The organism is Duganella sp. GW821-FHT07F09, assembly GCF_059418705.1.
In genome coordinates, this window is sequence record NZ_JBWKQJ010000009.1 from 253863 (window position 1) to 266275 (window position 12413).

A 12413-nucleotide genomic window follows, 5' to 3' on the forward strand; every position below is an offset into this window, starting at 1 on the left:
AGACACGATGGAACGACGTAATTTCATACAGGCCGTGATGGCCGGTTCGGCCGCCGCTACCGTTGCCAACACGACCCTGGGCGCGCAAAGCGCGATCGCCGCGACTCCGGCCGCGGCCTCGGCGGCCGGCGCCGACGGCAAGACCGCGCGCGCCCAACTGGCGGCGCTGGCGCAGAAGATGACCGAACCGGTGCTGGCCAACATGGCGGCCGGCACGCTGAAGAAAAACTTCGCGCTCGAAGTCAGCCCGACCTGGGATGGCCGCGACAAGGGCGTGGCCTACCTGGAGTGCTTCGGCCGGCTGATCGCCGGCGTCGCGCCGTGGCTGGCGTTGGCCGACGACGGCACGCCGGAGGGCCGCACCCGCAAGCGCCTGCATCAACTGGCGCTGCAAAGCTACACCAACTCGGTCGATCCGGCCAATCCCGACTACCTGCTATGGAAAGGCCCGGGCCAGACCCTGGTCGATTCGGCCTACTTCACCAACGCCCTGATCCGCTCGCCCAAGGCCCTGTGGGAGCCGCTCGACGCCAAGACCAAGCAGCGCATCATCGCCGAGATCAAGGCGCTGCGCCGCATCGAGCCGCCGTACATCAACTGGATGCTGTTCGCGGCCATGAACGAAGCGTGGCTGATGTCGATCGGCGAGGAATTCGACCCGCTGCGCATGAACGTCGCGATCCGCAAGATCAACGAATGGTATGTGGGCGACGGCTGGATCAAGGACGGCGACGCCTTCCACTTCGACTACTACAACGCCTTCGTCATGCACCCGATGCTGGTGGAGATCCTCGACGTGCTCGATCAGAAGAAAGGCGCGTTCTGGAACGGCAAGCCAGAGGAGTTGCGCGCGCAGGCGGTCAAGCGCATGCAGCGCTACAGCGAGCACCTGGAGCGCTTCATCTCCACCGACGGCAGCTTCCCGCCGATCGGCCGCTCGCTGACCTACCGCACGGCGGCCTTCCAGCCGCTGGCGCTGCTGGCATTGCGCAAGCAGCTGCCCGCCAGCCTGCCCGAGGGCCAGATCCGCGCCGCGCTGCAGGCGGTGCACAAGGCCGTGTGGACCGCTCCCGGCAACTTCACCAAGGACGGCTACCTGACCATCGGCTTCGTCGGCCACCAGCCGGAGCTGGGCGACTGGTACTCCAACAACGGCAGCATGTACATCGCCTCGGCCAGCCTGCTGCCGCTTGGCCTGCCCGAGAGCGACAGCTACTGGACCTCGGCGCCGCAGGACTGGACCCAGAAGAAGGCCTTCGCCGGCGCCCGTTTCCCTAAAGATTACCCAGTCAACTACTGATTCCATGACCACATACTCGATTTCACGACGCGGCGTGCTGCGCGGCGCCAGCGCCGCCATGGGCAGCCTGCTGCTGCCGGTGGCCGCCCAGGTACACGCCGCCGCCTCCGCGCGCTTCGCCATCGGCGACAGCGACTTCCTCCTCGACGGCCAGCGCCTGCAGATCCGCTGCGGCGAAATGCACTTCGCCCGCGTGCCGCGCGAATATTGGACGCACCGCCTGAAGGCCATCAAGGCCATGGGCCTCAACACCGTCTGCGCCTACCTGTTCTGGAACTACCACGAATGGCGCGAGGGTAAATACGACTGGGCCGGCCAGCGCGACGCGGCCGAGTTCTGCCGGCTGGCCCAGGCCGAGGGCTTGTGGGTGATCCTGCGTCCCGGCCCCTACGCCTGCGCCGAGTGGGAAATGGGCGGCCTGCCATGGTGGCTGCTGAAAAGCCCCGGCGACAGCTTCCTGCGCACGCGCCACGCCAACTACATGACGCCGGCCAAGCGCTGGATGCGCGAAGTCGGCCGCGCCCTCGGTCCCCAGCAGATCACCAAGGGCGGTCCGATCCTGATGGTGCAGGTCGAGAACGAATATGGCTTCTTCGGCGAAGACCTCGACTACATGCGCGAGATGCGCCAGGGGCTGCTGGACGCCGGTTTCGACGTCCCGCTATTCCAGTGCAATCCGACCAACGCCGTCGCCAAGACGCACCTGAAGGAGTTGTTCTCGGTGGCGAACTTCGGCAGCGATCCGACCGCCGGCTTCAAGGTGCTGGACCAGGTGCAGAAAGGGCCGCGCATGTGCGGCGAATACTACTCCGGCTGGTTCGACACCTGGGGCGCGCCGCACCGTCGCGGCTCGGCCGCCGGCGCGGTGGCCGACATCCAGACCATGCTCAAGGCGAACGGCTCCTTCAGCCTGTACATGGCGCACGGCGGCACCACTTTCGGGCTGTGGGGCGGCTGCGACCGGCCCTTCCGTCCGGACACCAGCAGCTACGACTACGACGCCCCGATCAGCGAAGCGGGATGGATGGGTGAAAAATTCCAGGCCTACCGCGACGGCATGAAGCCCTACCTGATGGCCGGCGAAACGCTGCCGCCGCCACCGCCGCAAAACCCGCTGATCGCCATCGCGCCGTTCACGATGAAGCAGTCGGCGTCGGTGTCGTCGGCGCTGCCGGCCGACGCCATCAAGGCCGTATCCCCCGAGCCGATAGAGAAGTACGACATCAGCCGGGGGCTGGTGTCCTACAAGGTCACCCTGCCCGCCGGTCCGGCCGGCACGCTGGAGGCGGCCAAGGTGCGCGACCTGGCCTGGGTCTACGTCGACGGCAAGCAAGTTGGCACCATGGACACGCGCTACCGCCGCTTCAAGGTCGACCTGCCGGCGCGCAGCCGCCCGGTGACCCTTGAAATCCTTTTATACACCATCGCCCGGGTCAACTTCGGCGTCGAGATCCACGACCGCAAGGGCATGCACGGGCCGGTGCGTTTCGCCGGCCAGCCGCTGGAAAACTGGGAAATCCGCGCCATCGACTTCGACGCCGACGGCGTGCTGCCGCCGCTGACGTGGAAAACCGGCCGTGCCAAGGGACCGGCCTTCTGGCGCGGCGGCTTCGACGCGCCGCAGACCGGCGACACCTTCCTCGACATGTCGAGCTGGGGCCAGGGCGTGGTATGGGTCAACGGCCGCTGCCTGGGACGCTACTGGAACATCGGACCGACGCAGACCATGTACCTGCCCGGCCCGTGGATCAAGCGTGGCCGCAACGAGGTGGTGGTGCTGGACCTGACCGGTCCGCAAAGCGCGCGCATCGCCGGCCTGAAGACGCCTATCCTCGACAAGCTACGCCCCGAACTCGATCTGGCCCGGCCGCCGAACAACGACAAACCGGCGCTGGACGGCGTCAAGCCGGCGCACGAAGGCGAATTCCAGAACGGCGCCGCGACCCAGGATGTCAAGTTCGCGCAGGCCGTCAAGGGCCGCCAGGTGTGCCTGGAGTCGCTCGACGCCTTCGACGGCAAGCAGTTCGCCGCCATCGCGGAACTGGCGCTGCTTGGCCCGGACGGCAAGACCTTGAACCAGTCCAACTGGACCATCGCCTACGTCAGCAGCGAAGAACGGACCAAGGAGGACGGCTCGGCGCTCAACGCCATCAACGGCCAGGCCACGGACTTCTGGCATAGCGCCTACAGCGGCAAGGCGCCGCATCCGGCCCACCCGCACCGCATCATCCTCGACCTGGGCCAATCGGACACGGTGGCCGGCTTGCGCTACACGCCGCGCCAGGGCGCCGACGGGGTGACGGGCCGCATACGCCATTACCGCGTCTACGTCGGCGAGCAGTTGGTCAAAACCGGATGACCGGACTATCGGCCATGTGTGCGTCGCCGACGACACACATGGCCGATTACGCTACGCGAAGCCACGCTACGCGCATGCAAGCATTGACAGCAACTATCTTGTCGCGCAATCATCTCCATACCGGCCGCGGTGGCCGGAATGAAGGCGTCACAAGGGCAGCCGGCGATGAACACCCGCGAGAATTTTTGGCACCATCCCGGCTGGCTGTTTTGCCTGCTGCTGCCGGTGTTCCACTTCGCCACCGTCAAACTCACCTTCTTCTGCGCCGTCACGCCGGAGAACGTGGTCGTCGTCTGGCTGCCCAACGCGGTGCTGCTGGCGGCGCTGCTGCGTTTCGAAGGGCGCCGCGCGCCGCTGCTGGCCGCCCTCACCTTCACCTCCGACGTGCTGGCCAACGTGAACGTGTTTGGCTGGACGGGCGCGTTCCTGTTCAGCATCTGCAATTTGACGGAAGTCCTCGTCACCTACTCCTTGATGCGCCGCAGCGGCGCCTCGTTCAGCCTTCAGCGCCTGAAGGATCTGATGATCTTCATCCTGGCCGGCCCCGTGGTCGGCGCGTTGCTGGCGGCCTTCATGGCGGCGGCGGTTCTGCATTTTCTGTTTCATGTCCCGCCGTCGTATTTCACGCTGACGCGCCTGTGGTGGTTCGGCGACGGTCTGGGGCTGCTGATCTACACGCCGCTGCTGCTGTCGCTGTCGCAGCCGGCGCGCAGCGAACGGCGCCTGACACGGCTTGACGACGCCCTGCTGATATTCACCCTGCTGCTGGCGACGGCCGTACTGTCCGCGCATGGCGGCGAGATCGACGGCGTCTCCGTCACGCCGACCCTGCTGTTGCCGGCGGTGGCCGTCATCGCCTTCCGCTGCGGCATCCGCCTCACCACGCTGACGGTGGCGCTGATTTCGCTGGCGACGGCGATGTTGATGACCACCGGGCTGAAACCGTTCGGCGACGTGCCGGTGCACCTCGAGACGGTGCGCGCGCAGGAGTTCATCCTGACGCTTTGCATCGTCGGCATCGGCTTCGCCGTCCTGCTGGACGAGCTGCACGCCCGCGAGCGAGACCTGGAAAACCGCGTGCGCGCCCGCACCCGGGAACTGGAAAAGTCGAACAGCCTGCTGGCGGCCATGAGCGCCACCGACGGCCTGACGGGCATCGCCAACCGGCGCCGCTTCGACGAGATGTTCGCCAGCGAATGGAACCGCTGCCGGCGCGGCAACCGGATGCTGATGCTGGCGATGCTCGACGTCGACCTGTTCAAGCAGTACAACGACCATTACGGCCACCAGGCCGGCGACGACGCGCTGTGCGCCGTGGCGGACGAGCTGACCACGCATATCCGCCGCAACAGCGACTTCGTGGCCCGCTATGGCGGCGAGGAGTTCGCCATCATCGCGGAAGCGCCGGACCTGCCGCACGCATTGGCGATGGCCGACATGATCTGCCAGTCCATCTCTTCGCTCGGGATTGCGCACGACCGCTCGCCCTTCCAGGTACTGACGGCAAGCGTCGGCGTGGCGCTGATCGTTCCGTGCGAGGACGACCATCCGGTCGATCTGATGAAACTGGCCGACGCCGCGCTTTACCGCGCCAAGCAGCAGGGGCGCAACCGGGTAGAAATCGCCGACGCCGAGATCGTCACGTGAGCGTCACCTGAGCGCCGCCGCCGGCGGGCGGGCCGGATGGCCGGCCGGTTGGCCGGGGGATTTGCCCGCCAGCTGACGATACTGGGTCGGGGTGACGCCGGTGGTGGCCTTGAACTGGCGCGTGAAGGCCGAATGGTCGCCGTAACCGCAGGCCTGGGCGATTTCGGCCACGCTGGCGCCGCCGCCCAGCATGCGCGACGCCGCCTCGACGCGGGTCTGGATGATCATCTGCCTCGGCGTCAGGTGGAAGATGCGCAGGAAATAGCGCTCGATCTGCGCCACCGACATATTCGCCGTGCGCGCCAGTTCGGCCAGATGCAGCGGCTGGCCGTACTGTTCCTGTATCAGGTTCACCGCCGCCGCCACCTTGCGGTAGGCGGGATTCTTCTTGTCCGCCATCGCCAGGTCGCGCGAGACGCCGGTCAGGCCGACGATGCGGCCGTCGCCGTCGCGCAGCGCCGTCTTGCGCGTCAGGCACCAGCCGGGATCGCGGCTGGGATACAGATGCAGCTCCAGCTGGTCCTCGATGTCGTGGCCGCCGGCCAGCACCGCCATGTCCTGCGCCAGGTAGGTCTGGCCGAAGGGATGGGCGAACACCTCGGCCGGAGTGCGTCCGATCAGCGCCGACTTGTGCCGGCGGCCGCACCGCTGCACCAACGTCTGATTGACCACCACATACCTTCCCTGCACGTCCTTGACGAAGAAAACCACGTCCGGCAGCGCGTCGAACAGGGCCTCGGCGAAGAAGGGATCGGCTATGCCTGCGCCCAGAGCGCGGCGCGCGGGGTCGTCGGGAAGGGAGGAATTGTCCATGTCCGCGATTGTGCCAGCGCTCCGCCCGGCAGTCTGCTGTTTTTTCGCGATTGTGCGGATTTCGTCATTTAACGTGCGCAGGCGGTGCAAGACAGCATGACCCGGGAAGCTTAAGATTCGAACATGAAAACCATCACCATCATCGACTCCCATACCGGCGGCGAGCCTACCCGGCTGGTCACCGAGGGCGGCCCGGATCTGGGCCAAGGTCCCCTGCACGAGCGCCTGGCGCTGCTCAAGCGCGAACACGACACCTTCCGCTCCGCCGTGGTGTGCGAGCCGCGCGGCTCCGACGTGCTGGTCGGCGCGCTGTTGTGCGAGCCGCACGCCGCCGATTGCGTGGCCGGCGTCATCTTCTTCAACAACGTCGGCTACCTGGGCATGTGCGGCCACGGCACCATCGGCCTGGTGGCCTCGCTGGCCTTCATGGGCCGCATCGGGCCCGGGCGCCACCGCATCGACACCCCGGTCGGCGTGGTGGAGGCCGAGCTGCATGAAGATGGCAGCGTCACCGTCGACAATGTCGCCTCCCACCGCAGCCGCGAGCAAGTCACCGTGGAGGTGCCGGGCTACGGCGCGGTCACCGGCGACGTCGCCTACGGCGGCAACTGGTTCTTCCTGGTCGCCGGCCACGGGCTGGAACTGAACGTCGCCAACGTCGAGGCGCTGACCGCCTACAGCGCCGCCGTGGGCGCCGCGCTGCAGCGCGACGGCGTCACCGGCGACGGCGGCGCCCTGATCGACCACATCGAACTGTTCGCGCCATCGCGCACCGGCGCCGACAGCCAGAGCTTCGTGCTATGCCCCGGCAAGGCCTACGACCGCTCGCCGTGCGGCACCGGCACCAGCGCCAAGCTGGCCTGCCTGGCGGCCGACGGCAAACTGGCCGAGGGCGCGCTGTGGAAGCAGGAAAGCGTCATCGGCAGCGTGTTCGAGGCCTCCTACCGCTATCGCGGCGAGCAGCTGATCCCCAGCATCCGCGGCAAGGCGTGGGTCAACGCCCAGGCATGGCTGATCCTCGACCCGACCGACCCCTTCCAATGGGGCATCCGGTGAACAACACCGACGTGATCGTGGTCGGCGCCGGCATCGTCGGCGCCGCCTGTGCGGACGCGCTCAGCGAGCGCGGACTGCGGGTGGCGGTCATCGAGCAGGATATCGCCGGTGGCGGCGCCACGGCGGCCGGCATGGGCCACCTGGTGGTCATGGACGACAACGCGGCCGAACTGGCGCTGTCGGCGTATTCGGTCTCGTTGTGGAACGACCTGGTGGGCGAGCGCCCGCAGCGCCACGAATACAGCGGCTGCGGCACCATCTGGGTCGCCGCCGACGAGGAGGAAATGGACGCCGCGCGCGTCAAGGCGCAGACGCTGTCGGCCTACGGCGTCACCTGCGAGCTGCTGTCGCCGGCGGCGTTGTACGCGCGCGAGCCGCAGCTGCGCGCCGGCCTGGCCGGCGGCCTGCTGGTCAAGGGCGACGGCCTGGTCTACCCGCCCAAGAGCGCCCGCATCCTGCTCGACCGCGCGATGCGGCGCGGCGCCATCACCAAGCGCGCCGCCGTCACCGCCATCGAGGACCACGGCGTGGTGCTGGCCGACGGCACGCGCCATCAGGCGCAGCACATCGTGCTGGCCGCCGGTTCGCGCTCGTCGGCGCTGCTGCCGGAGCTGCCGGTACAGCCGAAAAAAGGACACATCGCCATCACCGACCGCTATCCCGGCTTTGTCCGGCATCAGCTGGTGGAGCTGGGTTATATCAAAAGCGCCCATGCCGCCAGCGGCGATTCGGTCGCGTTCAATTTGCAGCCCCGTCCCACCGGACAAGTCTTGATCGGCTCCTCCCGCCAGTTCGACACGATCGACACGGCGGTGGAGCCGGCCATGCTGCAACGGATGCTCAGGCACGCCACCACCTTCACCCCGGCGCTGGCGCAGCTCAACGTGCTGCGTTGCTGGACCGGCCTGCGCGCCGCCACGCCCGACGGCCTGCCCTTGATCGGACCGCACCCGGCGCGGCGCGGCCTGTGGCTCGCCACCGGCCACGAGGGCCTTGGCATCACCACCTCGCTGGCGACGGCGCAGCTGCTGGCCGGCCAGATGCAGGGCGAGAGCACGCGCATTCCCATCAATCCCTACCTGCCCCGCCGCTTCCATGTTTGAATTCGCCGCCCACACTTTTGCCAACAACCGCGCCAACGGCGACAAGGGCGATGGCATCACCCTCAGCATCAATGCCCGCGCCATCAACGTGGCGCCCGGCGTCAGCGTGGCCGCCGCCATCGCCATGGCCGGCAGCATCGTCACGCGGCGCTCGGTCGGCGGCGCCGCGCGCGCCCCCTTGTGCGGCATGGGCGTGTGCCAGGAATGCCGCGTGACCATCGACGGCAGGCCGCACCAGCTCTCGTGCCAGACCTTGTGCGCCGACGGCATGCATGTGCAAACCGGCGCGCTGGAGCGCGCGGCATGAGCTACTACGACGTCCTCGTGATCGGCGCCGGCCCGGCCGGACTGGCGGCGGCGCATGCCGCCCGCGCCGGCGGCGTGAAGGTCGGCATCGTCGACGACAATCCGCTGGCCGGGGGCCAGATCTGGCGCGGCGGCCCCGATCGACAAACAGACCCGCGCGCGCAATCGCTGTGGAACACGCTGCGCGACGCCCCCAACGTCACCTTCCTGCCGCAAACGCGGGTGCTGTATTCGCCGGAGCCTGGACAGCTGCGGGTGCAAACGGCGGCGGCGTCGGACACGCTGCGCTTCGGGCATCTGATCCTGGCGACCGGCGCGCGCGAACTGCTGCTGCCCTTCCCCGGCTGGACCCTGCCCGGCGTGACCGGCGCCGGCGGCCTGCAGGCGCTGGCCAAGGGCGGCTATCCGCTCCAGGGCAAGCGGGTGGTGGTGGCCGGCAGCGGCCCGCTGCTGCTGGCGGTGGCGGCCACGCTCAAGCTCAAGGGTGCGCACATCGTCGCCATCATCGAGCAGGCGGCGACGCCGGCGATGGCGCGCTTCGCGCTCGGCCTGCTGGCGACGCCGTCCAAGATCGCGCAGGCGCTGCGGCTGGCCGCGCAGCTCAAGGATGTGCCGTATCTGCACGACAGCTACGTGCGCGCGGCGCACGGCGACGGCACGCTGCAATCGGTGCTGGTCCAGCGCGGCAAGGGCCGCGAACTGGAGACGCTGCAATGCGACTACCTGGCCTGCGGCTACGGCCTGATACCGAACGTGGAACTGGCGCAGGCGCTCGGCTGCGCCACCGCCGGCGCCGGTGTCGGGACGGCGACGGTGGTCGAAGCGGACCACTGGCAGCAAACCTCGGTGCCGGGCATCTACTGCGCCGGCGAAGGCACGGGCGTGGGCGGAGTCGACCTGGCGCTGGTGGAGGGCCGCATCGCCGGCCTGTCGGCCACCGGCCAGATCGTACCGACACACGCCGATTTCGGCCAACGCGCGCGCTGGCGGAAATTCGCCGCCGGCCTGGCGCGCTCCTTCGCGCTGCGGCCGGAACTGGCCACGCTGGCCGGCGACGACACCATCGTCTGCCGCTGCGAGGACGTCTGCCACGGGGAGCTGCGCACGCACACCACGTGGCGCTGCGCCAAGCTGCAAACGCGCTGCGGCATGGGGCCGTGCCAGGGCCGCATCTGCGGCGGCGCCACCGAAGTGCTGTACGGCTGGCGTCCCGACGCGGTGCGCATGCCGATCTCGCCGGCGCGCATCGACACCATCATCGCCTGAAGCGAAATTTAATTGCGCTTGGCGATCGAGGTGCGCAGCACCAGTTGCGGTTCGATCATCGTGGTGTCCGACAGCGGCTTGCCGTCGATGGCGGCGATCAGTTTTTCCATCGCGGCGACGCCCATGCGCTCGCTCTGCAGGTCGACCGTCGTCAGCGCCGGCGACGTGTATTGGCCATACTGGATGTTGTCGAAACCGGCCACCGAGATGTCGGCCGGCAGGTTGAAGCCCAGCGTTTGCGCCGCCTTCATGAAGCCGAGCGCGATCAGGTCGTTGTAGCAGATCAGGGCGTCCGGGTGCTCGGCCCCCAGCATGATGGCCGAGCACAGGCGCTCGCCTTCCGCCGACGTCGGCGCGCCGCCTTCGTAGACCGTCAATTCCTGTCCGTAGCCGGCCAGGCATTCGCGGATCGCGCCCAGCCGGTCCTCGTCGCGGCGCGAGCGCGGAAAGCGCAGGTAGGCGATCCGCTTGTGCCCCAGCGAGACCAGGTGGCGCACCAGCATGCCGGCGCCGCGATGGTCGTCGCTGCCGACCCACGGCAGGTTCAGCCGCGCCGGCCGGCCGAAATACACCAGCGGCTTGCCCAGGTCCATGACCCAGTCCATTTCCGATTCGAGCATGCGCGAGAAGATGATCAGGCCGTCCACGCGGCGGCTCAGCGCCTCCAGCAACGGCCGCTCGCGGTCGGGATTTTCCTCGGTGTCGACCAGCAGCAGGGTGTAGCCGTGCGCCAGCGCGACCCGGTTGGCGCCCTTGACGATGCTGGTGAAGTGGGGATTGCCGACGTCCAGCACCGACAGGCCGATGCTCTTGGTGCGGCCGGTGATCATCGATTGCGCCAGCGGATTGGAACGGTAGCCCAGCCGCGCGATGACTTCCTTGATGGTCGCCTCCACCGCCGGCGAGAAGCGCTGCGCGCCGTTGACGAACTTGGAGACCGTGGCCGTCGAAACACCGGCCGCCGCCGCGACGTCGCGTATGGTTGCTACATTTTTTTTCATGATCGGGCTGTGGGGTTGGCGCGCCGCCAAAGCGGGGATATTAGCACGCGCCCCCGCAACCCCGATCAACGGCGCCGGCGGAGGAGCCGGCGCAGCCCTGCCCAACCCGCTTACAGGTCGGTGATTTCCTTGTGGCGCGGCACCAGCGCCTTCATCACGCACCACGCCACCAGGTAGGCCAGCGCGCAGATGCCGAACATGATCATATAGCCGGTGCGGATGTCGTTGACCGATTTGTAGTAGTCGAACACCCAGCCGCCCAACTTGGTCAGCGCCACGCCGCCGATGCCGCCGGCCATGCCGCCGATGCCGATCACCGAGGCCACCGATTTTTGCGGGAACATGTCCGACACGGTGGTGAAGATGTTGGCCGACCAGGCCTGGTGCGCCGAGGCGCCCACGCCGATCAGCAGCACCGGCACCCAGAAGCTGATCGCGCCGAGCGGTTGCGCCAGCAGCACCACCAGCGGGAAGAAGGCGATCACCAGCATGGCCTTCATGCGGCCGTCGTAAGGCGCGTAACCGCGCGACATGAAGTAGCTGGGGAACCAGCCGCCGCCGATCGAGCCGATCATCGTCATGCTGTACAACACGGCCAGCGGCACGATGATGGCGTCGCCCTTCATGCCGTATTGCGCCGACAGGTAGGTCGGCAGCCAGAACAGGAAGAACCACCAGACGCCGTCGGTCATGAATTTGCCGAAGGCGAAGGCCCAGGTCTGGCGATATTTGAGCAGCTGGAACCACGACACCTTTTTGGCGGCGGCGGCCGACGCTTCTTCCGTTTTCTCGACCGGCTGCACCGAATCGCTGCGGATGTAGGCCAGCTCGGCCTTGGACAGACGCTTTTGCTGCTCCGGCTTTTCATACAGCCACAGCCACACCGCCATCCACAGGAAGCCCAGCGCGCCGATGATGATGAAGGCCGACTGCCAGCCCCACACGGCGGCGATCAGCGGCACCGTGATCGGCGCCAGGATGGCGCCGACGTTGGCGCCGGAGTTGAAGATGCCGGTGGCGAAGGAGCGTTCCTTCTTGGGGAAGTATTCGGCGGTGGCCTTGATCGCGGCCGGGAAGTTGCCGGCCTCGCCGACCGCCAGCACCGCGCGCGAGATCATGAAGCCGATGATCGACGGCACCAGCACCACGCCGAAGGCGGCGCCGATGACGGCCACGCCCTCGCCCATCGGCACCGAGAACGCGTGCAGGATGGCGCCGAGCGACCAGATGACGATGGCCAGCACGTAGGCGGCCTTGGTGCCGATCTTGTCGACCACGCGGCCGGCGAACAGCATCGAGATCGCGTAGACGAACTGGAAGGCGGCGGCGATGTTGGCGTAGTCGGTGTTGGTCCAGCCGAATTCCTTGGACAGGTCGGGCGCCAGCAGGCTCAGTACCTGGCGGTCCAGGTAGTTGACGGTGGTGGCAAAAAACAACAGTGCACAGATGGTCCATCGGTATTTACCGACGGCTTGGCCCACCACGTGCGGAGTTACTGGCTCGCTCAGGTTCATGGCATCACTTATGTTTTGGTTTTTGGTGATGATCTCTCGGTCTCCACG

At 67.7% G+C, this 12413-nt stretch carries 10 protein-coding genes; 7 read left to right on the forward strand and 3 right to left on the reverse strand.

The window, feature by feature from the left end:
* Nucleotides 1-7: 7 nt before the first annotated feature.
* The 3 genes from AC07P1_RS23590 (at nucleotide 8) to AC07P1_RS23600 (ending at nucleotide 5306) form a co-directional block, all read left to right on the forward strand.
* On the forward strand, nucleotides 8-1300 hold the full coding sequence (locus tag AC07P1_RS23590) for a DUF2264 domain-containing protein (RefSeq protein ID WP_494698134.1): 1293 nt from the start codon (nucleotides 8-10) through the stop codon (nucleotides 1298-1300).
* Nucleotides 1301-1304: 4 nt separating this feature from the next.
* Nucleotides 1305-3659: a beta-galactosidase gene (locus tag AC07P1_RS23595; protein ID WP_494698135.1), complete on the forward strand. Its 2355-nt coding sequence runs from the start codon at nucleotides 1305-1307 to the stop codon at nucleotides 3657-3659.
* A gap of 138 nt (nucleotides 3660-3797) precedes the next feature.
* A complete protein-coding gene (locus AC07P1_RS23600; protein ID WP_494698136.1) occupies nucleotides 3798-5306 on the forward strand; it encodes a GGDEF domain-containing protein in 1509 nt (502 codons plus the stop codon).
* Nucleotides 5307-5309: 3 nt separating this feature from the next.
* Here AC07P1_RS23600 and AC07P1_RS23605 read toward each other — a convergent pair whose 3' ends face one another.
* A complete protein-coding gene (locus tag AC07P1_RS23605; RefSeq protein WP_494698137.1) occupies nucleotides 5310-6119 on the reverse strand; it encodes a helix-turn-helix domain-containing protein in 810 nt (269 codons plus the stop codon).
* A gap of 123 nt (nucleotides 6120-6242) precedes the next feature.
* On the opposite strand from AC07P1_RS23605, the gene AC07P1_RS23610 reads away from it, so the two are divergent.
* From AC07P1_RS23610 to AC07P1_RS23625, 4 genes are read left to right on the forward strand one after another with little or no spacing between them, the layout of a single operon-like run.
* Complete coding sequence (locus AC07P1_RS23610) at nucleotides 6243-7175, forward strand: 4-hydroxyproline epimerase (RefSeq protein WP_494698138.1); 933 nt, start codon at nucleotides 6243-6245, stop codon at nucleotides 7173-7175.
* On the forward strand, nucleotides 7160-8278 hold the full coding sequence (locus AC07P1_RS23615; RefSeq protein WP_315213753.1) for an FAD-dependent oxidoreductase: 1119 nt from the start codon (nucleotides 7160-7162) through the stop codon (nucleotides 8276-8278). Before AC07P1_RS23610 ends, AC07P1_RS23615 begins: the two co-directional genes overlap by 16 nt.
* The gene (locus AC07P1_RS23620) at nucleotides 8271-8585 is read left to right on the forward strand and encodes a (2Fe-2S)-binding protein (protein WP_494698139.1); all 315 of its coding nucleotides are present in this window, start codon (nucleotides 8271-8273) and stop codon (nucleotides 8583-8585) included. Before AC07P1_RS23615 ends, AC07P1_RS23620 begins: the two co-directional genes overlap by 8 nt.
* Complete coding sequence (locus AC07P1_RS23625) at nucleotides 8582-9850, forward strand: FAD-dependent oxidoreductase (RefSeq protein ID WP_494698140.1); 1269 nt, start codon at nucleotides 8582-8584, stop codon at nucleotides 9848-9850. Before AC07P1_RS23620 ends, AC07P1_RS23625 begins: the two co-directional genes overlap by 4 nt.
* 8 nt (nucleotides 9851-9858) lie before the next feature.
* On the opposite strand, the gene AC07P1_RS23630 is transcribed toward AC07P1_RS23625, so the two are convergent.
* Nucleotides 9859-10851, reverse strand: coding sequence for a LacI family DNA-binding transcriptional regulator (locus AC07P1_RS23630; protein WP_494698141.1), 993 nt, complete (start codon nucleotides 10849-10851; stop codon nucleotides 9859-9861).
* A gap of 110 nt (nucleotides 10852-10961) precedes the next feature.
* Nucleotides 10962-12365: an MFS transporter gene (locus tag AC07P1_RS23635; RefSeq protein WP_494698142.1), complete on the reverse strand. Its 1404-nt coding sequence runs from the start codon at nucleotides 12363-12365 to the stop codon at nucleotides 10962-10964.
* Nucleotides 12366-12413: the final 48 nt, after the last annotated feature.

Excerpts from the sequence above, each read along its gene's own strand:
- AC07P1_RS23590 (WP_494698134.1), top strand. The coding sequence starts at position 8 with ATGGAACGACGTAATTTCATACAGGCCGTGATGGCCGGTTCGGCCGCC.
- AC07P1_RS23595 (WP_494698135.1), top strand. The coding sequence starts at position 1,305 with ATGACCACATACTCGATTTCACGACGCGGCGTGCTGCGCGGCGCCAGC.
- AC07P1_RS23600 (WP_494698136.1), top strand. The coding sequence starts at position 3,798 with ATGAAGGCGTCACAAGGGCAGCCGGCGATGAACACCCGCGAGAATTTT.
- AC07P1_RS23605 (WP_494698137.1), bottom strand. The coding sequence starts at position 6,119 with ATGGACAATTCCTCCCTTCCCGACGACCCCGCGCGCCGCGCTCTGGGC.
- AC07P1_RS23610 (WP_494698138.1), top strand. The coding sequence starts at position 6,243 with ATGAAAACCATCACCATCATCGACTCCCATACCGGCGGCGAGCCTACC.
- AC07P1_RS23615 (WP_315213753.1), top strand. The coding sequence starts at position 7,160 with ATGGGGCATCCGGTGAACAACACCGACGTGATCGTGGTCGGCGCCGGC.
- AC07P1_RS23620 (WP_494698139.1), top strand. The coding sequence starts at position 8,271 with ATGTTTGAATTCGCCGCCCACACTTTTGCCAACAACCGCGCCAACGGC.
- AC07P1_RS23625 (WP_494698140.1), top strand. The coding sequence starts at position 8,582 with ATGAGCTACTACGACGTCCTCGTGATCGGCGCCGGCCCGGCCGGACTG.
- AC07P1_RS23630 (WP_494698141.1), bottom strand. The coding sequence starts at position 10,851 with ATGAAAAAAAATGTAGCAACCATACGCGACGTCGCGGCGGCGGCCGGT.
- AC07P1_RS23635 (WP_494698142.1), bottom strand. The coding sequence starts at position 12,365 with ATGAACCTGAGCGAGCCAGTAACTCCGCACGTGGTGGGCCAAGCCGTC.